31 protein-coding genes are annotated in these 24,323 nt (G+C 34.4%); 21 read left to right on the top strand and 10 right to left on the bottom strand.

From position 1 onward, the window contains the following. Positions 1-5: 5 nt before the first annotated feature. From leuB to glyS, 9 genes are read left to right on the top strand one after another with little or no spacing between them, the layout of a single operon-like run. Positions 6-1,079: a 3-isopropylmalate dehydrogenase gene (gene leuB / locus Q0X52_RS05045; protein ID WP_297575636.1), complete on the top strand. Its 1,074-nt coding sequence runs from the start codon at positions 6-8 to the stop codon at positions 1,077-1,079. Beyond that, a complete protein-coding gene (locus tag Q0X52_RS05040) occupies positions 1,069-1,290 on the top strand; it encodes a hypothetical protein (RefSeq protein ID WP_297575634.1) in 222 nt (73 codons plus the stop codon). Before leuB ends, Q0X52_RS05040 begins: the two co-directional genes overlap by 11 nt. Continuing rightward, the gene (locus Q0X52_RS05035; protein ID WP_297575632.1) at positions 1,272-1,589 is read left to right on the top strand and encodes a hypothetical protein; all 318 of its coding nucleotides are present in this window, start codon (positions 1,272-1,274) and stop codon (positions 1,587-1,589) included. Before Q0X52_RS05040 ends, Q0X52_RS05035 begins: the two co-directional genes overlap by 19 nt. Beyond that, positions 1,549-2,670, top strand: a complete 1,122-nt coding sequence (locus Q0X52_RS05030; protein ID WP_297575630.1) for a CCA tRNA nucleotidyltransferase — start codon at positions 1,549-1,551, stop codon at positions 2,668-2,670. The genes Q0X52_RS05035 and Q0X52_RS05030 overlap by 41 nt, the downstream gene beginning before the upstream one ends. Next, a complete protein-coding gene (gene purU / locus Q0X52_RS05025) occupies positions 2,663-3,502 on the top strand; it encodes a formyltetrahydrofolate deformylase (RefSeq protein WP_297575628.1) in 840 nt (279 codons plus the stop codon). The genes Q0X52_RS05030 and purU overlap by 8 nt, the downstream gene beginning before the upstream one ends. Continuing rightward, entirely contained in the window at positions 3,502-3,969 is a 468-nt protein-coding gene (locus Q0X52_RS05020; protein WP_297575626.1) for a tRNA (cytidine(34)-2'-O)-methyltransferase, read from the top strand. Before purU ends, Q0X52_RS05020 begins: the two co-directional genes overlap by 1 nt. Further along, entirely contained in the window at positions 3,966-5,285 is a 1,320-nt protein-coding gene (locus tag Q0X52_RS05015; protein ID WP_297575624.1) for an endonuclease/exonuclease/phosphatase family protein, read from the top strand. Before Q0X52_RS05020 ends, Q0X52_RS05015 begins: the two co-directional genes overlap by 4 nt. After that, positions 5,272-5,424, top strand: a complete 153-nt coding sequence (locus tag Q0X52_RS05010; protein WP_297575622.1) for a hypothetical protein — start codon at positions 5,272-5,274, stop codon at positions 5,422-5,424. Before Q0X52_RS05015 ends, Q0X52_RS05010 begins: the two co-directional genes overlap by 14 nt. Further along, positions 5,408-7,429, top strand: a complete 2,022-nt coding sequence (gene glyS, locus Q0X52_RS05005) for a glycine--tRNA ligase subunit beta (protein WP_297575620.1) — start codon at positions 5,408-5,410, stop codon at positions 7,427-7,429. Before Q0X52_RS05010 ends, glyS begins: the two co-directional genes overlap by 17 nt. A gap of 31 nt (positions 7,430-7,460) precedes the next feature. Here glyS and Q0X52_RS05000 read toward each other — a convergent pair whose 3' ends face one another. Further along, on the bottom strand, positions 7,461-8,207 hold the full coding sequence (locus tag Q0X52_RS05000; protein ID WP_297575618.1) for a lipid-binding SYLF domain-containing protein: 747 nt from the start codon (positions 8,205-8,207) through the stop codon (positions 7,461-7,463). Positions 8,208-8,368: 161 nt separating this feature from the next. On the opposite strand from Q0X52_RS05000, the gene Q0X52_RS04995 reads away from it, so the two are divergent. Then, positions 8,369-9,199, top strand: coding sequence for a M23 family metallopeptidase (locus Q0X52_RS04995; protein WP_297575616.1), 831 nt, complete (start codon positions 8,369-8,371; stop codon positions 9,197-9,199). Here Q0X52_RS04995 and Q0X52_RS04990 read toward each other — a convergent pair. From Q0X52_RS04990 to Q0X52_RS04955, 8 genes are all read right to left on the bottom strand, one after another. After that, entirely contained in the window at positions 9,196-9,861 is a 666-nt protein-coding gene (locus tag Q0X52_RS04990) for a DUF799 domain-containing protein (protein WP_297575614.1), read from the bottom strand. The genes Q0X52_RS04995 and Q0X52_RS04990 overlap by 4 nt on opposite strands. Next, positions 9,851-10,210 carry a DUF4810 domain-containing protein gene (locus Q0X52_RS04985; RefSeq protein WP_297575612.1) on the bottom strand — a complete coding sequence of 120 codons (360 nt, stop codon included), beginning with the start codon at positions 10,208-10,210 and terminating at the stop codon, positions 9,851-9,853. Before Q0X52_RS04985 ends, Q0X52_RS04990 begins: the two co-directional genes overlap by 11 nt. Then, positions 10,210-10,872, bottom strand: a complete 663-nt coding sequence (locus tag Q0X52_RS04980) for a CsgG/HfaB family protein (protein ID WP_297575610.1) — start codon at positions 10,870-10,872, stop codon at positions 10,210-10,212. The genes Q0X52_RS04985 and Q0X52_RS04980 overlap by 1 nt, the downstream gene beginning before the upstream one ends. A 66-nt stretch (positions 10,873-10,938) precedes the next feature. Continuing rightward, positions 10,939-11,643 carry an ATP-binding cassette domain-containing protein gene (locus tag Q0X52_RS04975; protein ID WP_297575609.1) on the bottom strand — a complete coding sequence of 235 codons (705 nt, stop codon included), beginning with the start codon at positions 11,641-11,643 and terminating at the stop codon, positions 10,939-10,941. Next, the gene (locus Q0X52_RS04970; protein ID WP_297575607.1) at positions 11,636-12,307 is read right to left on the bottom strand and encodes an ATP-binding cassette domain-containing protein; all 672 of its coding nucleotides are present in this window, start codon (positions 12,305-12,307) and stop codon (positions 11,636-11,638) included. The genes Q0X52_RS04975 and Q0X52_RS04970 overlap by 8 nt, the downstream gene beginning before the upstream one ends. After that, a complete protein-coding gene (locus Q0X52_RS04965) occupies positions 12,304-13,083 on the bottom strand; it encodes an ABC transporter permease (protein WP_297575604.1) in 780 nt (259 codons plus the stop codon). The genes Q0X52_RS04970 and Q0X52_RS04965 overlap by 4 nt, the downstream gene beginning before the upstream one ends. Further along, positions 13,073-14,017, bottom strand: a complete 945-nt coding sequence (locus Q0X52_RS04960) for an ABC transporter permease (RefSeq protein ID WP_297575601.1) — start codon at positions 14,015-14,017, stop codon at positions 13,073-13,075. The genes Q0X52_RS04965 and Q0X52_RS04960 overlap by 11 nt, the downstream gene beginning before the upstream one ends. Beyond that, positions 14,014-15,546 (bottom strand): ABC transporter substrate-binding protein, encoded by a 1,533-nt coding sequence (locus Q0X52_RS04955; protein WP_297575599.1) that lies wholly within the window; start codon positions 15,544-15,546, stop codon positions 14,014-14,016. Before Q0X52_RS04955 ends, Q0X52_RS04960 begins: the two co-directional genes overlap by 4 nt. 215 nt (positions 15,547-15,761) lie before the next feature. On the opposite strand from Q0X52_RS04955, the gene Q0X52_RS04950 reads away from it, so the two are divergent. The 7 genes from Q0X52_RS04950 to Q0X52_RS04920 all read left to right on the top strand — a co-directional run bounded on the left by Q0X52_RS04950 (position 15,762) and on the right by Q0X52_RS04920 (position 20,276). Further along, positions 15,762-16,085, top strand: coding sequence for a hypothetical protein (locus Q0X52_RS04950; protein WP_297575597.1), 324 nt, complete (start codon positions 15,762-15,764; stop codon positions 16,083-16,085). 108 nt (positions 16,086-16,193) lie between these two features. Continuing rightward, positions 16,194-16,805: a TRIC cation channel family protein gene (locus Q0X52_RS04945; RefSeq protein WP_297575595.1), complete on the top strand. Its 612-nt coding sequence runs from the start codon at positions 16,194-16,196 to the stop codon at positions 16,803-16,805. 18 nt (positions 16,806-16,823) lie between these two features. Further along, positions 16,824-17,795 (top strand): SAM-dependent methyltransferase, encoded by a 972-nt coding sequence (locus Q0X52_RS04940; protein WP_297575593.1) that lies wholly within the window; start codon positions 16,824-16,826, stop codon positions 17,793-17,795. Between the two features lies 1 nt (position 17,796). Continuing rightward, positions 17,797-18,117, top strand: coding sequence for a hypothetical protein (locus tag Q0X52_RS04935; protein ID WP_297575591.1), 321 nt, complete (start codon positions 17,797-17,799; stop codon positions 18,115-18,117). Then, complete coding sequence (locus tag Q0X52_RS04930; RefSeq protein WP_297575585.1) at positions 18,110-18,673, top strand: RsmD family RNA methyltransferase; 564 nt, start codon at positions 18,110-18,112, stop codon at positions 18,671-18,673. The genes Q0X52_RS04935 and Q0X52_RS04930 overlap by 8 nt, the downstream gene beginning before the upstream one ends. Beyond that, on the top strand, positions 18,666-19,445 hold the full coding sequence (locus Q0X52_RS04925; RefSeq protein WP_297575724.1) for a TIGR02757 family protein: 780 nt from the start codon (positions 18,666-18,668) through the stop codon (positions 19,443-19,445). The genes Q0X52_RS04930 and Q0X52_RS04925 overlap by 8 nt, the downstream gene beginning before the upstream one ends. Before the next feature lie 69 nt (positions 19,446-19,514). Beyond that, on the top strand, positions 19,515-20,276 hold the full coding sequence (locus Q0X52_RS04920) for a TSUP family transporter (RefSeq protein ID WP_297575583.1): 762 nt from the start codon (positions 19,515-19,517) through the stop codon (positions 20,274-20,276). On the opposite strand, the gene yaaA is transcribed toward Q0X52_RS04920, so the two are convergent. Further along, positions 20,269-20,979: a peroxide stress protein YaaA gene (yaaA, locus tag Q0X52_RS04915; RefSeq protein ID WP_297575581.1), complete on the bottom strand. Its 711-nt coding sequence runs from the start codon at positions 20,977-20,979 to the stop codon at positions 20,269-20,271. The two genes, Q0X52_RS04920 and yaaA, sit on opposite strands and share 8 nt — an antisense overlap. 110 nt (positions 20,980-21,089) lie before the next feature. Here yaaA and Q0X52_RS04910 point away from each other — a divergent pair, with 110 nt between their 5' ends. Genes Q0X52_RS04910 through Q0X52_RS04895 form a run of 4 tightly spaced genes read left to right on the top strand, consistent with a single transcriptional unit; the run spans position 21,090 to position 24,300 of the window. Continuing rightward, entirely contained in the window at positions 21,090-21,773 is a 684-nt protein-coding gene (locus tag Q0X52_RS04910) for a F0F1 ATP synthase subunit A (protein WP_297575579.1), read from the top strand. Then, positions 21,763-21,969, top strand: a complete 207-nt coding sequence (locus tag Q0X52_RS04905) for a hypothetical protein (RefSeq protein ID WP_297575577.1) — start codon at positions 21,763-21,765, stop codon at positions 21,967-21,969. The genes Q0X52_RS04910 and Q0X52_RS04905 overlap by 11 nt, the downstream gene beginning before the upstream one ends. A gap of 10 nt (positions 21,970-21,979) precedes the next feature. Then, positions 21,980-23,410: an Asp-tRNA(Asn)/Glu-tRNA(Gln) amidotransferase subunit GatB gene (gatB, locus tag Q0X52_RS04900; protein ID WP_297575571.1), complete on the top strand. Its 1,431-nt coding sequence runs from the start codon at positions 21,980-21,982 to the stop codon at positions 23,408-23,410. Continuing rightward, the gene (locus Q0X52_RS04895; RefSeq protein ID WP_297575569.1) at positions 23,407-24,300 is read left to right on the top strand and encodes an NAD(P)H-dependent glycerol-3-phosphate dehydrogenase; all 894 of its coding nucleotides are present in this window, start codon (positions 23,407-23,409) and stop codon (positions 24,298-24,300) included. The genes gatB and Q0X52_RS04895 overlap by 4 nt, the downstream gene beginning before the upstream one ends. Positions 24,301-24,323 lie beyond the last annotated feature (23 nt).

Here is a 24,323-nt window from a genome sequence, read left to right as displayed (position 1 = left end):
TTTTTATGAAAAAGTATAGTATTTGTGTTATAAAGGGCGATGGAGTTGGTCCTGAGATTGTCGATGAGGCGATAAAAGTTCTTGACGCTACAGCTTCTAAATTTAATTTCGAGCTAAATTATGACTATTTTTTGATGGGCGGAGAGGCTATTGAAATTTATGGAGAGCCTTTGCCAGCTGAGACTTTAAATGCTGCTAAAAATGCCGATGCAGTGCTTTTTGGCGCAATTGGTGGCGAAAAATGGGACTCTTTGCCAAGACATTTACGACCAGAGAGCGGACTACTTAAGCTTAGAAAAGAGCTTGGAGCATTTGCAAATTTGCGTCCAGCCTTTGCCTTTGATAGCCTTGTAAATGCCTCTACTATGAAGCCAGAAGTTATAAAAGGGATTGATTTTATCGTTGTTAGGGAACTAACAGGTGGGCTTTATTTTGGAGAGCCAAGGAGCAAGAGCAGCGATGTTGCAATAAATACAATGCGATATAGCAAAGATGAGATTTTAAGAGTTGCCAAGATCGCCTTTGAGCTTGCAGAAAAAAGAGAAAAAAAGGTTACTCTTGTTGATAAAGCAAATGTTTTGGAGTGTAGTGAGCTTTGGCGTGAAGTTGTTGAAGAGCTTGCAAAAGAGTATAAAGATGTTACTTTGGAGTTTATGTATGTTGATAATGCTGCAATGCAGTTAGTCCGCAATCCATCGCAGTTTGACGTAATTTTGACTGAAAATTTATTTGGCGATATTTTGAGCGATGAGGCAAGTATGATTTGTGGTTCTATCGGACTTTTGCCAAGTGCAAGTATTGGCGGCAGGGTTGGAATTTATGAGCCAATCCATGGAAGTGCGCCAGATATCGCAGGACAGGGCATTGCAAACCCTATTGCTACAATTTTAAGTGCTGCTATGATGTTAAGACATCAATTTGGCGAAACTCAAGCAGCTGATGCTATAGAAAGGGCTGTAGAAAAGGTGCTCTCAGAAGGATATAGAACCAAGGATATATCAAACTACGATGCCAAAGAGATCTGTTCTACCGATGAGATTGGTTCAATCATTAGTAGCTATATAGAAGATGAAGAGTGAAAATTTACGCATAGCAAAAGAGCTTGAAAAAAGAGGCAATATAAAAGCGGCACTTGAAATTTACGCTAAATTAAGAGAGCTTTATAGCGATGATTTTGAGATAAAAAAACTCTATTATATTGCTAAGTTGAGGTTAAATTTCAACAAAGAGATGCTTTTGCTTTTTTTAGAGAATAAAAAAGAATTTAAAGAGTGGCTTATAAGATTATGATTGAAGAGATGACAAAGATACTTTTGGAGGAACTTTCCAAAAAACAAGAGCTAGACAAAGAACTGTTAGAAAAAGAGGCACCATCTTTAAAGCCAGAAAAAAACGAAGTTTCAAATGATGAAAGCCATTTGGATGAGATTGAGTTTTTGACCGCCATCAATGAGAGACTTTTGGTGCTTTTTGAGGGGCTTAACTATTTTGATAAAAAAGATATAGAGGCTAGGCTTGAGTTAAATATCAAATTTTTGGAGTTTTTGCTTGCAACAATTGCCAATAGAATTGAAGATCTATCAAAATAGCGAATTTCTCTATCTTAAAAATAAAATTGCCAAATTTACAAAGCGAGCCTATTTTGTCGGCGGTTTTGTAAGAGACTGTTTTTTGGGTATCGACTCAGATGATATTGATATAGAAATTTATGATTTGAGCTTATCGCAATTTGAAGAGTTGATGAGTGAGATTGGCGCAAAAGGTGTTGGCAAGAGCTTTTTTGTTTATCGCTATAAAAACTTTGATCTCTCACTTCCACGCAGTGAAAGCAAGGTCTCAAAGGGACATAGAGGTTTTGACGTTTGGCTCTGCAATGATGAAAAGAGCGCAAGTAGGCGTAGGGATTTTACCATCAATGCCATTATGATTGATATCTTTAACAAAAATATATTGGATTTTTATGGTGGTATTTTAGATATAAAAAATAGAATTTTAAGAGTTGTTGATGAGAAGAGCTTTGTGGAGGATAGTTTAAGAGTCTTAAGGGCGGTTCAGTTTGCAAGTAGATTTAATTTGCAGGTGGAAAATATAGCCCTTTTAAGAAGCATTAGTTTGGAGGATTTAAGCAAAGAGCGCATAAAAGCGGAGTTGCTTAAGCTCTTTGGTGCTACTTATCAAGGTCATGGACTTATGCTTTTGTTTAGGCTTGGGATTATTGAGTTTTTATTTGGCATAAATTTAGATGAAAAAAAGAGCAGTTATATTGCCAAATTTATAGATGACGCAAGAAAATTTGTAAAAGATGAGCGACTTTTTCTCTATATTTTTGTAAATACTCTAAAGCTTGATATGGAGGCTTTTTTAAAAAAACTTGGTCTTTCAAAGCGCTATAAATCGCTCTTAAGTGAGCCTTTTTTTCAAAAAGCAACCGACTTTGATCTTGTCAAAACTGCACTTCAAAAGCCGCTTAAAGAGTGGCTTGGCTGCTACTCGGATGAGAGAATTGAGCGTGCAAAGGCACTTGGAGTTTATGAGAGCAAGTTTAAAAGCAGGATAAAAAGCGCCTCTGTTATAAATGAGGGCTTTGTAAAAGATGAGATTGCCAAAGAGTTGGAAAGAAGAGTTGATAGAGAGATAGAAAACTATTTAAAGGAACTAAAAAATGGATAAATTTATACTAAAGATAAGTTGCGAAGATGAAAAAGGGCTTGTTTATAAGATTACAAAGGTGCTTTACGAGTTTGGCTTAAACATAATTGTCAATCACGAATTTGTCGATAGAGAGTATGGCAAGTTTTTCTTTAGGGCAGTTTTTGAAGCAGAGAGTGACTTTGAAGTAGGCGGCGTAAAAGAGGCGATAGCAGATAGTTTGCCAAAAGATAGTTACATCTATCTTGATAAAAAATCGCTAAAAAATATCGCCATACTTGCAACCAAAGAGGCGCACTGTCTTGGGGATTTACTTATTAAGTTTTATAGTAAAGAGATAGATGCCAACATAAAGTGTATCATCTCAAACCACGACAACCTAAAAGGACTTGCCGAAAAATTTAGCATTCCATATCACTTTGTAAGCGCAAAAGATATAGATAGACAGGCTCACGAAGAGCTGGTGCTAAAAGAGCTTAGCAAATATGAGCTAGATTATATCGTCCTTGCAAAATATATGAGAATTTTATCGCCTAAATTTATAAAAGAGTATGATGGCAAGATTATCAACATTCATCACTCTTTTTTGCCTGCATTTATCGGTGCCAATCCATACAAACAAGCTCATCAAAGAGGCGTTAAGATTATCGGTGCAACGGCGCATTTTGTAAATGATAACTTAGATGAAGGACCGATTATCTCGCAAGATGTAGTTAGGATAAATCATGAGATGAGTTGGGAAGAGATGAGAGAGGCTGGAAAATATGTAGAAAAAAGTGTCCTCTCTCACGCAATTGACCTGGTGCTTGATGATAGAATCTTTGTCTACAACAACAAAACTGTGGTTTTTTGATGTTTAAGATAGTTTTAGTCCATCCGCGTATTCCACAAAATGTGGGAGCAATTGGAAGATTTTGTGTAAATGCTGGATTTGAGCTGCATATCGTAAAGCCAATAGTTTTTGAGATAACTCAAAAATCCCTAAGAAGAGCAGGACTTGACTACTGGAAAAGGCTCGATCCTAAAATTTGGGAGAATTTAGAGCAGTTTTTAGAGGCAAATTTAGAGTTTAAAGAGCATTTTTGGTTTGCAACTACAAAGGGCGATAAGAACTATTTTGATGTTAAATTTAGCGATGGGGATTTTATATTTTTTGGATCTGAGAGTTTTGGGCTTCCAGATGAGTTGATGAATTTAGACAAAAATAGACTAATAACAATACCGATGAAAAAAGAGGGCAGAAGCCTAAATTTGGCAATGTCGGTTGGAATTATAGGCTATGAGGCTATTAGACAAAATTACAAAGAGTTTGATTTATGAGAGTAATTTTTGCACTATTTATGGCAATTTTTGCCTTTGGAGCGGAGCTAAAGATAGCAACTTTTAATGTAGAAAATCTCTTTGATGGCAAAAATGATGGCACAGAGTATAGGGATTTTGTCATTGGCAAATCAAACTGGAACAACTCAAAATATCTCCAAAAGCTCACTTTAGTCTCAAGCTACATAAGGGATATGAATGCCGATATTGTCGCACTTCAAGAGATAGAAAATGAAAGAGTTTTAAAAGAGATTGCCAAAAAAAGCGGATATGATTTTTCCTACTTTACAAAGAGCAAAACTTCGCCATTTGGAGTTGGAATTATTAGCAAAAATAGGGCTTTGTCATCTTCAAAAATAACCGTTGCAAATGTCAAAACTAGAGATATATTAAGAGTTGATTTCAAATTTAAAGGTGTGAAATTTAGCCTTTTTAACGTTCATTTTCCAGCTGCCAAAAACCCAAAATGGCAAAGAATAGCTGCTCTAAATACCTTAGAGAGAGCAGTTAAAAATAGTCCAAATAGCTACAATATAATTTTGGGCGATTTTAATATGGACTATAAACGAGATAATTTTATGCTCCATTCAGTCCAAATTGGGACAAATCTTTGGAGTAAAAAGGCTCAAATTTCAAGCTCTCATAGATCTGGTAGAACGATTGATCATATATTTTTGAGTAAAAACTTTTTTAAAGAGGGCGAGCTTTGTTATAAAGAGTTTAGTCTAAAAAGATATCTTCCAGATAGATATTTTGAGGCTAAAAAGCCCATCTCAGACCATTATGGACTATTTTTTATCATCACAACCAAGGATAAATTTACTAAAGTAGAAGAAAAAAGCATAGAAGAGCTCTATCAAAAGCCAAGTTTAAAGACGCCATTTTTACTAAAAAATGTAGCTGTTGTATTTGCAGATAGAGATGGTTATGCTCTTTTTGATGGCAAGAGAGGAATTTATCTCTTTGATAGGCAAAAGAGGAGGCTAAAAGTTGGCGATATTTTGGACCTAGAGGTTGGAGATATTGACTATTTTATGGGAAATTTAGAGATAAAAGAGTATAAAATTTCACAAAAAAGCAGAGCCAACATTGATAAGTTTTTGCTAAAGCCAAGCCAGTTAAAAGAGGCAAAAGTTGGTGATGTGATAAGTGGCTTGGAGGGCGAGTTTAAAAAAGGCTATCTTTATACAAATTATGGCAAACTAAGAGTTTATAATAAAATTGCCAAACTAAAAGATGGCTATTATAAATTTAACTCACTTTATATCAACGAGTATAAGGGCGAGCTTCAAGGGATAGTAGGTGCGAATTTTTGATGTAGTTATGATTGGGCTTTTTGTCTTGTTTATGATCTTTATGGTGGTTGGCTTTAACAAACAGATGTTGGAGCGACACAGAGAAAGAGAAGAGAAAAATTTAAAGAAAGATAGGAATAAAAATGAAGTTATTGATTGAGATTGGAGTTGAAGAGCTCCCCGCAATTCCGTTTTTAAACGAAGAGAAAAACATAGCGGTTAAGTGGCAAAATATTTTAGAAAAAAATTCTTTGAAAAGTGAGTTTGAGTTCTATTTTACGCCGCGAAGATTGGTTATTTATCACAAAGATATAGCCCAAAAACAGGAAGATTTTGTTGAGATAAAGACAGGTGCTCCAAAAAATATCGCCATTGAAGATGGAAGGTGGAGCAAAGCAGCGCTTAGTTTTGCCAAAAAGTGTGGCATAGATGAGAGCGAGCTTGTATTTAAGCAGATTGATGGCAAAGAGGTGCTTTATTTTGAAAAGACAAAAGAGGGAAGAGAGTTAAGAGAGCTTTTAAAAGAGATGATATCAGAGTTTTTAGCCTCTTTAAGCTTTGGCAAATCCATGAGATGGGGCGATGGCGAGTATAGTTTCATTAGACCAATTCGCTCTTTGGTTGTCTCTTTGGATGATACTCTTGTTGAGATGAAGCTTTATGGTGTTAAATCATCACTTTCATTTTTGCCACACCGCTCATATGGCTACTCTCCTGTTAAATTTAACACTACAGATGAGTATTTCAAGCTACTTTTAGAAAATGGAGTCGTGCTTGAAAGAGAGAAGAGAAAAGAGCTCATCATCAATGGTTTTTCTAAGATACAGCAAGAAAATGGCGTAGAGATCGAGATAGATGAAGATCTTTTAGAAGAGGTTGTCGCAATTACAGAGTATCCAACTCCGCTTATTGGTAAATTTCAAGAGGAGTTTTTGAGATTGCCAACAGAGGTGATAATAACTTCAATGAGAGAAAATCAAAGATATTTTCCAACCTTTAGAAATGGCAAGTTAAGTAACAGTTTTGTTGTAGTAAGCAACGCCATTACAGATGACAAAAGTCTTATTGTAAAGGGTAATGAGAAGGTCTTGAGAGCAAGACTAAGTGATGCTATCTTTTTTTATGATTTGGATCTAAACTCACCTTTTGAAGCCAAACCTCTAAAAAATATAACCTATCTAAAAGAGCTTGGATCGCTTTATGACAAGAGTTTAAGAGAGAAAGAGATTGCCATTGCATTGGCAGGATTTTATGACGAGGAGCTTAAAGAGGAGTTTGGTGGTGAGTATAAAGAGGCTTTGAGTGAGGCTGTTATGCTTAGCAAGGCTGATTTAAGCAGTGCGATGGTGGGCGAGTTTAGCGAGTTGCAAGGCATTATGGGTTCATATTATGCAGCGGCGAATGGCAAACATCCATTGATTGTAAGAGCTATCAAAGAGCAATATCTTCCAGATGGAAAACATAGTTTTTTACCAACAGCACTTTTTAGTGCCATTGTTGCTATATCTACCAAGCTAGACTCACTTGCAGCGCTTTTTAGTGTAGGCAAAACTCCAACAGGTAACAAAGATCCATATGCATTAAGAAGAGCGGCTAGTGGAATTATCAAAATAGTCCTTGATCAAGGGATAAATTTTGACCTAGACAGAGTTTTTCAAGCCATATCTTATCAGTATAGTGGGCTAAATTTAGAAGAGCTTAAGAGTTTTATATTGGATAGATTATATACTTTTTATGAAGCCAATCCATCCATTATTAAGGCTGTAATTAGTAGTAAGCAAAGCGATATCAAGACTTTGGATAGCTCTATCAATGCACTTATGCAGATAGTTTCTCAAGAGGATTTTGAAAAGAACTTTGATACCTTTAAAAGAGTTGCAAATATTTTAAGAGATGAAGAGATATGTGATGTTGATGAGACTCTTTTTAGCTCTAACTACGAAAGAGAGCTATATGAGAAATTTAGTCAGTTGCATTTAGACAGCACAGATGCCAAAGAGTATCTTGACCAGCTATTTTCATTGAAAAATGAGATAGATAAATTCTTTGATAATGTTATGATAAATGTCGATGATAAGAGAGTCAAGGCAAATAGAGTAGCGCTAATTGGCTCTATATATAAGGCGTTTTTGAAGATTGCAGATATAAAAGAGATATCGATATAGGTAAGGTAACGGAGAGTTTTCTCCGCTACTGTTATTTTAGTTCGCTTCTTCCTCTAGGAGTTACTTTATACTCTTTTGGATTGGCTGGTGAGTCTTTGTAATATTGTGCATCACCTAGATATTTTGTAAGTGTCTCTTTGAAAAATTTAAGATTTTTTGTCTCTTTTGGTGAACCATTTAAGATATCTTCATATGTATACATTCTTCCATAAAGATCATAAGTTGCCTGTCTATCTATAGAAATTCTTCCTACATCAATACTTGCACCAACATAGGCGCCATTTATTTTGCCAGGTGCAACTGCCCAAGCAGTTAGCTCAGGAACATCTGTCGCAGAACCAGACTTTGCTCCAGCACTACCAATAGCAGCAGCGACATTTGCTGAGATATAATCTTTGTCATTGAAAAGTCCATTAAATGACTCAGAAGTGTTAAAAAGAACTATCACATCGCCAGCGGCAAAACCTAGTTGAGGTCCCAAGCCATAACCTTTGTATCTTAGCATAATAGGATTGCTCCACTCGCCATTGTCGGCTTTCATGCTAAAAACACCTTTTCCACTACTCTTGCTTACGATGACTCCATTTTTTCTAACATCCATAAGAATTGCAACCGCTTTAGCACGTTTTATCAAATAGCTATCAATGCTTCTGTTGTTATCAAAAGCAAAGGCTTTAATTGCATTCATACTTGCATACAGCTGTTGATCTTGAATGATATCGGCACTTGCAAAGGTACCACACAAAAACAGACTAAGACTAAGAAGTATTTTTTTCATCTCTATCCTTCTAAATAAACTAATTTTGATATTATATCAATAAATTTAATTTTTATCATTGAAATTCCCCTAAAAGCTCATCTAAATTTGAAAATCGGCAAAAAATATGGTTGTTGGTCTATTTTTGTTACAATCAAAACAAATTGAAATTTAGGTGAGATATGTTTAGAAAAGTAGCTTTAAGTCTTATTTTTGCGCCACTTCTTTTTGCAACTTCCATTATAAATGGCGATAGCAAAATACTCTCTATAAAGTGTCAAAATAGCGGCAAGCTTTTTTTAGATGGTAGGCAGATTGAGTGGATAAAAAGCCCTATAAATAGTGATTATTGCTTTGCTATCGTGCCTGTTCATTACTACAAAAAAGGCGAAGTAGTTGTAGAACATCTGCTAAATCAAAAAAGCCAAAAGGTTGTTTTGAAGATAGAGCAGGGGGATTATAAAAAAGAGAAAGTTGTAGTTGATAAAAGCAAGATTAAGCCTCCAAAAGAGGTTGAAAAAAGGATAAAAAAGGAGTTTGAAGAGGCATCTTTGCTCTATGCAAAAACTACCAAAAAATTTCTTTTTAAAGATAAATTTATAAAACCGATGGACTCAACTATAACCTCTGAGTTTGGCAATGCGAGAGTTTTTAATGGGCTCTTAAAGAGTTACCACTCAGGAGTTGATTTTAGAGCAGCTGTTGGCTCAAAAGTAGTTGCTTCAAATGATGGCGTAGTTGTCCTTGCAAAAGAGCGATATTATGCAGGAAAATCTGTTGTCATAGACCATGGCGGCGGGATTTATTCGCAGTATTATCACCTAAGCAAAATCAAAACCAAGTTAGGCAAAAAGGTAAAAAGGGGAGAGGTTATTGGACTAAGTGGCGCAACTGGTAGAGTTAGCGGAGCTCATCTTCATTTTGGAATTACTATAAATGGCGTAAGTGTCAATCCTCTCTTGTTTATAGAGAGGATCAACTATGCAATTTTTGACTATTTAGGTGAAATTTAATCTTTAGTTAGTTGTAGATCTTGCCCATAACTTGGTGAGCGAGGTCCTTTTAGTATGCAGTCATTACAATCGGTGGCAAAAACTGCATTTGAAGCAATTATTGACATATCATATCCAGCATCGCTCAATGTGTCTGCTATCTGGCTAACTACCGCACTTATAAGCATACCAATAAGCCCTTGATCGCTATTGCTTGAGTCAGACCTTGCCAAAACTTGCTTGTCCCAAAGAATTTTTGCAGTTTTTAGATCAACCAGTATCACATCTGCTTCTACCTCTGTTTGGCTATTTAAAACAGCGTAGCTTGTGCCATATTTTGTAATATTTATATAAAGCACACTATCAGCGCCAAAGATCTCTTGAAGCTTGTTTAAAGGGATGTTTTTAATATCATTTGCATCATATACTCCATTAAATTTGAAAGTATCATTTACTAAAGCCACAGGAAATACATAATATCCAGCCTCAGCCAAAGGCATAGTTGCATTTGCAAGCATAGCAGGAGAAGCTTTTATATCAACTGATTCATTTGTTGGCATTACAACTAAAATTGATTTTGGTTTTGACTCCAAAAATGCCGAGTAGTCATAAATTTCAGGCTTTTTAGCGCAACCTACAAAAATAAAAGATAATATCAAAGTTATAAAAATGCTATTTTTCATCTTTTTTGCCTTTGTTTGATTTTTTCAAAAACTCGATGTAAATTTTTGACTCAGGATAAAGCTGTGCTTCTTTATCAAGGTAGCTAATAAACTTACCGTGATTTCCCAAATTTGAGTATAAAAGCCCAAGATGAGCATAAATTCCTGGTGCAATAGGCTTATTTTTTTCGTATGATTTTTGAATCAATTTTTCTAAATTTGCAATTTGTTCGTTTATATCACCATCTTGCTTTGTATATTCATAAACAGACTTTGCATAAGTTCCATCCCAGTAATAAATGCTTTGATTTTTTGTTGCACAACCTACAAAAAAGATGGCCATTGAAACAAGAAAAATATATTTTTTCATTATTTTATTTTCCACTCGCCACTATCTATCGCACTTGCAAGGTTATTTACAGCTTCATTAATTGATAGACTTAAAACTTTTCCATTTAGTGTTGAGTCATATCCAGCAGTTCCGCCAAAGCCGATAACTTCTCTATTTGATAGTTCAAACTCTCCTGCACCTTGAGCTGAAAAAACAACTTCTGAAGTGCTTACATCAACGACATTTAGATTTACTTTTGAGTAGGCAACTTGTGTTTTTCCTCTACCTAAAATCCCAAATAGCTGATGATCTCCATGAGTTTTTCTGCCAAACTCAACAACATCGCCTGTTATTACATATTTTGCGCCTTTTAAGTTTTGAGCTTTTTTGCTAATTGCGCTTTCTTCTTTCATCGCTCTTAAATTTGTTCTATCTAAAACCGCAAATCTACCAGTTTGTTGTAAGCTAGTTATTAGGATAGTTTGAGCTTGGTTGCCAAGTCTATCTTCGCCATCGCTAAAAACTCCATTATTATAAGAGCTTTGGTTTGAAAACCTGCCTATAGAAACAGAAACTTTTTGGCCACTATAATTTGTATTTGCGATGGCAACTTTTGGAACGCTTATTGCTCTTTGGCTCTCACTTGCACATCCACACAAAAAAACAACTCCAATAAGAGCTGTAAAGATTAAATTTTTCATCTATTCTCCTTGTTAAAATTTAATTTTATTTTATCTTTTTTTGACTTATTACAGCTTTAAAATTTTTTAATCTTGGCTAAATTTATCCAAAATTTCACTATTTTGAAGTTCGCTAAATTTGCCAAAAAACAGTGTTTTTCCTTTTTCTAAAATAAGGACATTTTTTGAAATTTCTTTTGCAGCCTCTAAATCGTGTGTTATAAAAATAATGCTTTGTTTTATTTTTTTTAAAATATTTAAGACTGAGTTTTTATTCTCCTCATCAAGTCCAGCGGTTATTTCATCGCAAATTAAAATATCAGGTTTAATCAATAGAGCTTTTAAAATGCCTATCCTACTTGCCTCGCCACCGCTAATTTCATGAGGAAATTTTTGTAATATTTCTTGATTTAAATTTAAAGTTTCAAATAAATTTTTTACATCATTATCACTAAATTTTAAATGCAAGTATTTTTTTAGTAAATTGATACTTGTTTTTATCCTTAGTATCGGATTTAGGCAAAGTTTTTGAGTTTGCATGATAAGTGAAATTTTTTTATTTAGATTCTTGTTTTCTTCATTTAATAAAATTTCGCCATTTGTTGGCTTTTCTACTGCACTTAGCAAATTTGCTAATGTACTTTTTCCACTTCCACTAACGCCTAAAATTGCTAGATTGTCTCCATCTTCAAGGCTGAAATTTATATCATATAGGACTTGAATTTTTTCTGTTTTTTTGTTTATATGCTCTTTAAAATCATAAAATTTATCAACATTTTTAACTTCAAGCATTTTTTAAAACTCCATTTTGCATCGTATAAAACTCATCTGCTACTGCATTTGCCACATTTTTTTGATGAGTTATAAATAAAATTTGAAGTTCATCTTTAAGAGAGTTTATGATTTTTACTATGCTTTTTTGATTTTGTGCATCAAGGCTTGCTGTTATCTCATCACAAATCAAAACTTTTGGTTTTAGACAAAGTGCTATGGCGATTTGCACTCTACTTGCTTCACCACCACTTAACTCATACGGAAATTTATGCCAAAGCAAATTTAAATCATCAAATAAAAGCTTTTCAAGAACTTCAAAAGCCTCTTTTTTAGGCTCGCTTATGCGGTCTTTAAGATATAGATTAAAATTATCTCCAACATTTAAAAGTGGATGAAAACTTGCCTTTGCATTTTGAAACACGAGAGCGCAAATTTTACTTCTAAACTCTCTTAGTTTTTCACCATCTAAGGATAAAATATCATTTTGAAAAACACTGAATTTATCTGCACTTAGCTTAAATTCATCATCAAAGAGTTTTATGAAACTTTTTGCAAACATTGACTTTCCAGCTCCACTTTCGCCCATTATACAAACACAGCCATTTTTTTGCATTGTAAAATCAATATTTTTTAAAATTTGCACTCTTTTATAAAAAAGATTTAAATTTGAAATTTCAATCATATCTTTATGCCTTTGTCATCTGGCGTTATGGAAACTATGCAAAAAATTAGTAAAAATAGCATAAATCCAGGAAAAAATGCAACCCACCAAGCTCCCATAAAAAGAGCATTTGTGCTTTCATTTATCATTAGTCCCAAACTTATCATATTTAAATCCCCAGCCATTCCAAAAAAACTAAGTGTGGCTTCGTGTGAAATCGCATGAGCTGAGTTTATGGCAAAAAGCGATAAAAAAAGTCCCTTTAAATTTGGCAATACTTCATAAAATAAAACTTTAAATTTGCTAGCTCCAAGGCTCATTGATTGGATTATAAATGGCGATTGGTAAAGTAAGTTTATGCGACCTATAAAAACTTTTGCTGAGCTCATCCATGAAAAAAGTGCAATTACTAAAATTATACTTATAATCCCACCGCCAGTAATTGAGGCAAAAGTTAGGATAAATAAAATATTTGGTATGCTTAAAAACGCATCAATTCCGCTTTGTAAGCTATTTTGCAAAGGTTTTATAATACTAAGTGAAGCGTATAAAAACGCAATTATTGTTGCGATAAATCCGGCAATTACTCCTATTATAAGTGAGTTTTTAAGTCCATAAAGTGTTCTTGAGAAAATATCTCTCCCTAAAAAATCACTTCCAAAAAAATGAGTTGAGTTAGGCGCTAAATTTGTGTTAGAAAAATCACTTAAATTTGGATTAAAAGGTGCTATAAAGCTTGAAAAAACAGCTAAAATTACTAAAATTATAGTAATAAAGAGTATAATTTTATTTCGCATAGTTTCTCTTATCAATTAAAATTGCTATAATTTCAGCCGCTAAATTTGCCAAAATTACAAAAATAGCACTTAGTAAAATAGCTGCAAGTACTACAGGATAGTCTTTTGCTATTATTGATTTAAGTGCTAATTCTCCAATGCCAGGATATGAAAACACGCTTTCTATGACATAACTTCCTGCAAAAACGCCACCAATCATAGTCCCAAAATAGCGCACAATATCACTCATTGAACTAAACAGCGCAAGACGATAAATTTGAATATTTTTTATCCCTCTTGCATAAAGAGTTTGGATAAAGTCTGTGTTTAGGTTTGAGATTATAATATCTCTTATAAATTTAACACTTGTAGCAAGATGCGGTAAAACAATCGCAAAAAGAGGTAAAATAACGTGTTTTAGGCTAATTCCACTAACACCAAGATAATTAGCTCCTGAGCTTGGAAGTAGACCCAAAGCTATACTAAAAACATAGATAAATATTAGACCTAACCAAAAATTTGGCATACACATTAAAGAAAAAGTTGTTAAATTTATAAAAGTATCGATAAATTTATTTTTAAAAACAGCGCTTATTAGTCCTAAAATAAGCGAAAATACAAATATAAAAAATGATGCAAAAATTAATAAAATTATGCTATTAACAAGCCTTGTTTTAAACATTTCATAGATATCTTCACCACTTACAAAACTTTTTCCAAAATTTAAATTTAAAGCATTTTTCAGCCAAGAAACATACTGCGTAATAAGACTTTTATCTAGCCCTAAATTTGCTAAAATTTGATTTTTCATAGCTTGCGACATAGCTTCAGGACGTGAAAACATCGCACTTGTTACATCGCCTGGTAAAAAATAAAGCAGTGAAAAAACTAAGAATGATAAAACAAAAAGCAGCCCAATGCTATAGGCTGCTTTTTTTAAGATTAAACTTATCAATTTTTAAAGTTCCACTCTTCTAGATTCCATAAAAATCCTGCACCATGGTGACCTAAAATTTGTGTTTTTATGCCAGTTAAATTTTTATTATATGCTAGATTGTAGTCTAGATATGCGATAAAAATATAAGGAGGATTTTCATAAAGTGCATCTAAAAACTCTTTATAATAAGCTTTTCTTTCCTCTAAGTTTTGAGTGCTTCTTGCTTTTTTAAGAGCTTCATCTACTTTTGCATCTTTGTAGTGACTATAGTTCCAGCCGTTTTCATTTATATCACTATCTGCAAAGCCACCAAAAATTCTATATGTGTGAAAATCAGGATCAAACGGACTTCCCCAGCCAATTAAAAAGCTATCAACTTTGCTTATTTTAAATGCAGTTTTTGGCTTTGCAAAAGCTTTTGCATCAACGCCGTATTTGTTTAGTTCAGAGCTTATAACTTTTGACATAGCAACTCTTAAAGGATCTGAATTAAAGCTGTAAATTTCAAAACTTAAAGTTTTACCATCTTTTTCATAAATACCTTTTTTGTTCTTTTTCCAACCAGCTTTTGTTAAAATTTCATCACCTTTTTTAGGGTTAAACTCATAAACTTTATCGCTTTTTATAAAATTTTCAATAGGGTTGTTTGCAACACTTCCGTGAGTGTGAAGTAGTGTTTTTACCATATCATTTTTATCTATAAAATAATTTAGCGCAACTCTAACATCTCTATCTTTTAAAATTTCATTATTGTAATTAAACATCAAAGCTCTATAATCAGCACTTTTAAACTTTAAGATATTTAAATTTTTGCTATTTTTAGCCATTTCAACACCGCTAAAATCAATTAGTCCAGCATCAAGCTCACCGCTTTTAAGTTGCATTAATCTAACATTTGCATCAGGAACTACTTTTAAAAATACTTTTTTAATTTTTGGAGTGCCTTTATAGAATTTATCATTTGCTACGAATTCTATGCTTTCGCCTTTTTTCCAATTTACAAATTTATAAGGTCCTGTTCCGATAGGATTATCGTTAAATTGATAAGTTGCTATATCTTTGCCTTCTAGTAAGTGTTTAGGAAGTATTCCAAAGCTTAGCGCATCTAAAAATGGTGGAAAAGGTGTATCAAGTGTAACTTTTATCTTATAATCACCCAAAATCTCAACATCTTTTACCATTTCATAGTTTGAAATAGCAGGTGCATTTAGTTTTTTATCTTTTGCACTTTCTATTGTAAATTTAACATCTTGGGCGGTAAATTTAACTCCATCATGCCAGTAAGCATCATCTCTTAGATCAAATGTATAAGTTAGCCCATCTTTGCTTACTTCCCAACTTTTTGCAAGATCAGGAGTTACTTTTGTATTTTCATCGTGTTTTGTAAGACCTGAAAAAAGTAGGCTTAAAGCTGGATCGTGATCCTCATCGTATAAAGGATTTAAACGGCTTGATTCGTTTTCAATCCCAACAACTAAAACATCTTTTGCTAAAGCGAAATTTAGAACAAAAGATATTAGTAAAAAAAGCTTAAAAATATGCTTCATTTCATATCCTTTTTAAAAAAATATTGATATTATAATATCAATAAATTAAAAGTATTATTAAATATAATAGCTATTGAGAGTGAAAAATTATCTAAATTTCTACTCTTAATTGTTTTTAAAACTTAACAAGTTGTCAAAAAAAGATTTTATAGTCATTTACCTTTTTCTTATGAAACTTACTTTATACTCTTTGAAATTTAACTTAAGGAGAAGAGATGAAGAGAGTTTTATTGGCACTAACTCTGTTTTTTGCTCTAAATTTGACAGCGCAAGAGTTTTCATGCAACAGAGCCAATGATTGTAATTGCAGCAAAAAGGAGTTTAGAAGAGATTGTGGCTCTTTTAAGAAAAATTGTATGAAAGATAAAATGTGCAACTCTGAGAAATTTAAAAATGGCTGTAATTCTAAAGAGCAAATGTGTAACTCAAAAGATAAAAGTTGCAACTTTAAAAAAGAGCCATTAAAACAGCACAAAAAGCAACAAAAGTGCCAAATGAGCGATGATAGTTGCAAGGTAGATCTTAGCAATTTTCAATAGAATCAAAAGCTTTAAATTTACTAGCTATAAAGGCAAGAGCCTTAATTTTGTTTAAATTTATTCACAGCTAACCATTGTAAAATATGCGAAACATTTAAAAAGGCTAGAATGGACGCTATATTAATCACTGAATATATCGGTATCGCCTCTGCAGCGCTTAGTGGCTATCTTTTTGGCGTCAAAGAGAAGTGCGACTGGCTTGGGATTTTTTTGGCAGCGTTTCTAACTGCTCTTGGTGGCGGAGTTGCAAGAGATGTGCTAGTTGGAAGAGCTATCTACTCTTTTACTCACTATATGCCTATTGTGATTGTTTTGGTGATGATATTTGTAGGTTATATCTTAAAAGCTCATCAAAAACGTGAAAAACTTGATAAGAGCTTTATCTTTATATTTACCGATGCTATCGATGTTATCTGCTTTTCTATAGTTGGTTCAATGGTCTCTTTGGAATATGGGCTAAATATCTTTGGCGTAATAATGGTAGCCTTTATCAATGGAGTAGGCGGCGGCATATTTAGAGATATCTTGCTAAATCAAGTTCCGTGGTTTTTAAAAACGGGGCTTTATGGCACGATTAGCATGAGTGTTGGCTTTATCTACTATATTTTGCATCTTTTTGGGCTGACAAATTTGTTCGCACTCTTTGTTTTGATGGGCTTTGGTATTTTGTGGCGTATGGTTGCCTACTACAAAAAATGGAATTTACCGCCATTAAGATAGCAAAAGAGAGAGCAGATTTTGGAAAAATTTAGCAGTTATTTTAGAGAGTGGCTTCACACAAATTACTATCAAAACTACGCCAAAATTGGCAAAGATGGCGACTTTTATACGGCTGTAAGTGTTGGAAGCCTTTTTGGTGCAACTGTTGCTAAAAAAATTCACTCCCTAAAAGATAAGTATGACGGCAAGATAAATTTGGTAGAGATAGGGGCAAATGAGGGCTATTTGATGGCAGATATCATTCAAGGGCTTTATGCTTTTATGCCAAATTTAAGAGATAAATTTAACTTTATTATCATCGAGCCACACAAAAAACTCCAAGAACTTCAGCAGGAGTTTTTACACTCCAAATTTGGCGATGAGATCGAGATAAAGTGGCTTGATAGTGTAGAAAAGATGGAGTTTAAAAGCGCTATTTATATTGCAAATGAACTTTTTGATAGCTTTGAGTGTGAGCTTTTTAATGATGGTCTTATGGCTTATGTTAAAAATGGTAAGTTAGTTTGGCAAAAGACAGATAAAGAGTGTCTAAATTTCGCTATAACTTACGGCATAAAAAAAGGCGAGTTGCCACTAAGTTTGGAAAAATTTATAAAAAACTGCTGCAAAAACAGGGCCAAATTTGACTTTATAACCTTTGATTATGGGGAGTGGGAGCCAAGAGGGGATTTTAGCCTAAGGGTCTATAAAAATCACAATGTTTATAACTTTTTTGAGATAGAGGACTTAAATGAGTTTTTTGGAAAAAGTGATATAACTTATGATCTAAATTTCTCACTGCTTTCATCTTTGTTTTGCAAGAACAAAGGAGTTAGAAAGGTTGCATTTATGAGCCAACCGCTGGCTTTGATAGAGTTTGGGGCAAGCGAAGTTATGGAGCTTTTGGCTGCTAAGGGCGAGCTAGCATATAAAAATGGCACTTTGCAGTTAAAAAGGCTACTTTATGAGTTTGGCGATAAATTTAAGATGATACATTTTGAAAAGAGGTAGTATGAGAGTTAAGATAGAGTGCGAGTGTGAGATACTTCAAAGGAGCTTGGAGCTTTTTTTAAAGGAGTATATTGATGATGATTTTGAGTTTGTTATAAGCGATGTCTATAAAGAGTGCGAAAAACCTCTATTTCTCATATCACATGAGTCACAATATATCGATATCCCCTTTAGCAAGGAGCAGCTTTTAGAGGCGTTAGATAACTTTTATTGCAAAGAGGTGGTAAAGCCAAGTAGAGACGCACAAGAAGAGATAGAGGCGCTTTTTGATGAGTTTAAAGATAGAGTTATGGCGATTTTAAAAGAGAGGCAAAATGGATAACTATTTTAACTACATCACAAGTGGATTTTTAAAAGGAAAAAAGCTTCAAATTCCACCGCTTCTTACAACTAGAAGCACCAAAAATAGGGTAAAAGAGTCCTTTTTTGACTCATTGAGAGATGAGCTTAGAAATAGAGTTTTTATAGAGGGCTTTGGAGGCAGCGGGATAATGGCAGCAAGTGCGCTTAGTAACGGCGCAATGAGAGCTTATGCTATCGAAAAAGATGAAAAAGCTTTTAAGATATTGCAAAAAAACTTTAGAAATTTAGATAGTCGTTTGATTGCTATAAATGGCGATTTTTTCCAAAAAATAGCCTCTATCTTAGAAGAAGATGAAGAGTTTATCATCTATATCGACCCGCCATTTGACTTAAGAAGCGGCTTTTGCGATATTTATGAGAGGGTCAATAAATTTATCGCCTCTTTAAAGGACAAAAGAGCTGTTTTTATAGTGATAGAACACAGCTCAAAGGTGGAGTTTAGTGAGACTATCGGAGAATTTAGACTCAAAAAATCAAAGAGATTTGGAAGGACAACGCTTAGCTATTATGAGTGATTTAAAAGAGCTTTTAGACTATCACGCAGAGCTTAAAAACTGCGATGAAAACCTCTTTGCAAAGCCAGATCCTTTGCAAGTTGCAAGAAGATATAATGACCCGCTTATTGCGCTAATTTGTGCTCTTTTTTCTTATGGGAATGCTGCAAATATAGTTAAATTTCTAAACTCACTTGACTTTGCTCTTTTAAATTTAAGCGAAGAGACTATACGAAAAACTCTAACTACTCACAAATACCGCTTCCAAAGCTTGCGCGATGTGGCTGAGATTTTTGTAACTTTTAGACGCCTAAAAGAGAGTTTTAGCATAGAGGAGACTGTTTTGGAGGGCTTTAACAAAGAGGGGAATATGGTTGATGGCATAGCCACTCTAATAGAAAAAATAGAGCAACTAAACTCCTATAGTAGTGATGGTTACAGCTTCTTTTTTGGAAAAAGTTTTGATAAAAAACCAAAGTCACCATACAAAAGATACAATATGTATCTTCGCTGGATGGTGCGTAGTAGCGACATTGATATGGGGCTTTTTAAAAAACTTGATAAAAAAGATCTTTTGATTCCGCTTGATGTTCATACTCACAAAACCTCTCTTGCACTTGGGCTAATGAGTCGCAAAACATATGATTTTGACGCAGTTTTGGAGCTTACAAATGCACTAAGGAGCTATGACATGGCAGATCCGATAAGATATGATTTTGCGCTTTATAGGCTAGGACAGAGCAAAGAGATAGAGAGCCTTTTAAAAAATGACACTTCAAAGGCTCAAATTTAGCACTAAAGTGAGTAAATTTATTTAAATTTGAGTAGAATTTAGCTCTTTTAAGTAGCTTAAGGAGAGAAGATGGAATTTGAACTATGGCAGTACGCGTTACTTTTTTTGGCAGCCTTTAGCGGTGGCTTTATAGATGCTATTGCGGGAGGCGGCGGACTTATATGCTTGCCAGCTCTAATAGCAGTTGGAGTGCCAGCTGACGTTGCTTTGGCTACAAACAAATTTCAAGGTAGTTTTGGAACTTTCACAGCAGCTCTAAATTTCGTTGTTAAAAAACTTGTAAATTTAAAAGAGATTTGGCTTGCAATACTCTTTACATTTATTGGTGCATTTATCGGAACTACCACAGTTGCTAGCTTAGATCCTAGCTTTTTGTCCTACTTGGTGCCTTTTATGCTTGGCGCAATATTTTTATACACGCTCTTTTCGCCATCTCTTGGCGAAGTTGAGAAAAATCCACTCCTAAAACCTATGATATTTTACATCTCTTTTGGCTTCTTACTTGGTTTTTATGATGGATTTTTTGGACCAGGAACTGGCTCGTTTTGGACATTTGCGATAGTAGGAATTCTTGGATACTCTATAAAGAGGGCTGTTGGACAGGCAAAAGTGTTAAATTTCATCTCAAACATCGTCTCACTAATCGCCTTTTTTATGGCAGGAGTTGAGATACTTTGGGTGGCTGGAGTTGTTATGGCTGTTGGGCAGATAGCTGGAGGTTTTACTGGCTCAAATATGGTTATGAAGATGGAAGCCAAAGTTATTAAAAAGCTCTTTTTAACTGTCGTTGGCTTTATGATAATAGTGCTATTTATAAAGGCCTTTAAATAATCTCATAATTTAGCTGAGTTTTTATACCAAGTTGCATAATCTCAATGAGCCTTAGTCCCTTTGGCTTTAAGTTTATAACAGCCTCCTTTGTAAGGGGATGCTCTATTGCTATTTGACGGAGTAGCTCGCCTCGGTAAAACTTTGCATAATGGCTTTGAATTTTTCCATTTTTATAAAACTTAAATGTAATGTGTGGATATTTTAAAAGATAAATTTTGTCATAAAAGATAGGTCTTAGATCTACTATCAAACTATCCTTAAAAGCTCTATCCAAAGGCTCTTTGAGCTCTTTTTGGTAGAGTTTGTATTGATTGGCATCGCCAATTGTCGCTCCTTGTCTTAGGTGATAGTAGGGAATCTCATCTTTTGCAAGAAGCACTCCGAAGAGATTTGAAAATATCACTGTTTTTTCTAGCAAAAATTCTTTTTGAGTTTTAGTTAGAGTTGCAAAATCAAGCGCCTTATAGGCAACTCCTTCATATCTTTCTATGGCTGGCAAAAGTATTTTAAAGTCTATCTCTTTCTCATCATAGTTTTTAAGCATCTCTTTTTTATATTTTTCTATCTTTAGAGCCTCAAAATACTCTGCTATGAGAGTTTTTCTAAGAGGAGATATCTCATTTAAAAAGAGTTTGTTTAGCTCAAATTTAAGCTCCTTTCCACCTCTGTTTTTCAGCTCACTTGCAGCAAATAGTATCTTCACAATATCTCCTTTTTTCCAAACCCTTATATAAAAAGAGCTTTTAAATTAAATTTAACCAAATTTTTGATAAAATTGGGCTTTTAAATATCTTAATGAAAGTTGGTTATCAAATGTTAAAAGAAATTTTTCTCTTTGCCGGTAGTCTATTTACTTACAATCATACGTTTATCTATCTGTTTCACTTCTTGTTGGTAGTTGCTATTGCAATTTTTATAGCACATATGGCAACACGCTCCATGCAACTTGTTCCAAGAGGTTTTCAAAACATTGTAGAGGCATATTTAGGTGGCGTTATGGCAATGGGACGCGATGTTATGGGTAGCGATGAGCTTGCTAGAAAATACCTACCTTTAGTTGCAACACTTGGTATTGTCGTTTTTTTGGGTAACTGCATTGGTATGATACCGGGCTTTGAGTCACCTACTGCCAACCTTACTTTGACACTTGCTTTGACTGTTTGTGTTTTTGTCTATTATCACTATCAAGGCATTAAGGTAAATGGCATATTTGGCTACATCAAACACCTTTCAGGTCCATCAAAGATATTGGCACCGCTTCTTTTTGTCATAGAGATTGTTTCACACTTTTCAAGAGTTGTCTCTCTATCTTTCCGTCTTTTTGGAAACATAAAGGGAGATGATCTATTTTTATTGGTTATGCTAACACTTGTGCCTTGGATTGTTCCTATGGTTCCATATGCATTGCTAACTTTTATGGCCATATTACAAACTTTCATCTTTATGATACTTACATATGTCTATTTAGCCGGCGCAGTTCTTATTGATGAGCAGTAGATGGATCTTTAAAATTTTATATTTTTTACTTGGAGCATCATACGGACTCTTATTTAGTGGCATGGTAAGAGTCGCACTAAGTATTCATCTAATGAGTATTTATCTGCTTTTGTTCTATCTTATGCCAGGATTTATAGCTGTAGTTATAGTAAAACTGCTAATTAGCAACCAAAAACTAAAAAGAGAAAAGAGTTAGGGGAATTTATATGTTTGAGTTAGTAATAGGTCTTGAGGTTCATTGTCAATTAAATACAAAAAGCAAGATTTTTTGTTCTTGCTCAACTGAGTTTGGAAGCGAACCAAACAGCAATGTCTGCCCAGTTTGTTTGGCTTTGCCAGGAGCTTTACCAGTGCTTAACAAAGAGGCGGTTAAAAAAGCTATAAGTTTTGGAACAGCGATAAATGCAACCATCAATCAAAGCTCAGTTTTTGATAGAAAAAACTACTTCTATCCAGATCTTCCAAAAGCCTATCAAATTTCACAATTTAACAGACCAATAGTAGAGCATGGCGAGCTTTTTATAGAGGTTGAAGAAGATGGCGATAAAAAGAGAAAAAGAGTTGGTATAACTAGAGCCCACCTTGAAGAAGACGCCGGTAAAAACGTTCATGAGAGCAGTGATAGTTTGGTTGATCTAAACAGAGCAGGTGTTCCACTTTTGGAGATTGTTAGTGAGCCGGATTTAAGAAGTGGTGATGAGGCGGTTGCTTACCTTAAAAAACTACACTCAATTTTGAGATTTTTAAATATAAGTGACGCAAATATGCAAGAGGGCAGTTTTAGATGTGATGTCAATGTCTCCATTAGACCAAAGGGCGATAAAAAGCTCTATACAAGAGTTGAGATAAAAAACTTAAACTCATTTAGATTTGTGCAAAAGGCGATAGAGTTTGAGATGGAGCGTCAAATTGAAGCTTGGAATGATGGTAGATATGATAGAGATATCATTCAAGAGACTAGACTTTTTGATACCTCAAATTTAACTACAAGATCTATGAGAAGTAAAGAAGATAGTGCCGAGTATCGCTATTTTCCAGATCCTGACTTGCTTCCTGTAGTCTTTACAGATGAGCTTTTGAAAGAGGGAAGAGCTATAAATGAACTTCCAGAAGAGAAAAAAGAGCGCTATATCAAAGAGTATGGAATAACAGAGTATGATGCGGGAGTTATCATCTCTAGTTATGAGATGGCAAGATATTTTGAGGACCTACTAGAGGCCGGTATTGAGCCAAGACTTTGTGTCACATGGCTAAGTGTTGAGCTTTTATCAAGGCTTAAAGGTGGTGTTGAGATACAAGACTCGCCAGTTGATAGCAAAAAAATGGCACATCTTTTAAAGAGGATAGAAGATGGCACTATTTCACAAAGAGCTGCCAAAGATATACTTGACTATCTTATGGAAAACAGCGTAGAAGTTGATGAGGCTATAGATAAGCTTGGATTGAAGCAAGTTAGTGATGATGAGGCCATTATCAAAGTTATTGATGAGGTACTTGCCAAAAATGCCGACAAAGTAGAGGAGTATAAAAGTGGCAAAGATAAACTCTTTGGCTTTTTTGTAGGTCAAGTTATGAAGGCTAGCAAAGGAGCATTCAACCCTGCAAAGGTAAATGAGCTTTTGAGGCAAAAAATTTGAAAATAGCAGTCATAGGAGCTGGCAAATGGGGGCTAGCTCTATATAACGCAATCAAAATCAACCATAAAGATATAGTCATATCTTCAAGGACAAAACGCGATATTGATGGCTTTGTAACTCAAAAAGAGGCTTTGAACGCTGAGTATATTATAGTTGCAATAGCAGCACAAGCCATTGGACAGTGGGTTAGTCAAAATAACTTTAGAAAAGATCAAAAATTTTTAATCGCATCAAAAGGAATCGATGTAAAAAGCACTAAATTTCTAAATGATATATTGGAAGAAAAGATTGATAGCAAAAATTTAGCCTATCTCTCAGGCCCATCATTTGCCACAGAGGTGCTTAAAAAGCTTCCTTGCGCTGTAGTCATAAGCTCCAAAGACAAAACAACAGCAGATGATTTTGCTCTTCTTTTTCCACCATTTATGAAAGCTTATGTATCGGATGATGTAATAGGCGCTGAAGTTTGCGGTGCTTATAAAAATATCATAGCTATTGCTAGTGGAATTTGCGATGGCTTGGCTCTTGGCAACAATGCAAGAGCTAGTTTAATAGCAAGAGGACTTGTTGAGATATGCCGTTTTGGTAAGTTTTTTGGCGCAAAAGATGAGACCTTTATAGGACTTAGTGGCGCTGGAGATCTCTTTTTGACAGCTTCAAGCAATCTTTCTAGGAACTATAGAGTTGGTTACGCCCTTGCAAAGGGCAAAAAGCTTAATGAAATTTTAGATGAGCTTGGCGAAGTTGCAGAGGGAGTTTGGACTACCAAAGCAGTTGTAAAGATATCCAAAAAATATGAAATCTACACTCCAATTGCCACAGAGATAGATGCTATTTTAGAGGGCAAAGAGATAAAGTCAAGTTTGGAAAGTCTTTTAAAAAGAAGATAGCCTTTACCAAATTCAAATCTCAA

It is taken from the genome of uncultured Campylobacter sp. (assembly GCF_947255105.1).
Lineage (GTDB): Bacteria > Campylobacterota > Campylobacteria > Campylobacterales > Campylobacteraceae > Campylobacter_B.
The sequence above is the reverse complement of the archived record's forward strand: the minus strand, read 5'-3'. Positions and strand labels throughout refer to the sequence as shown.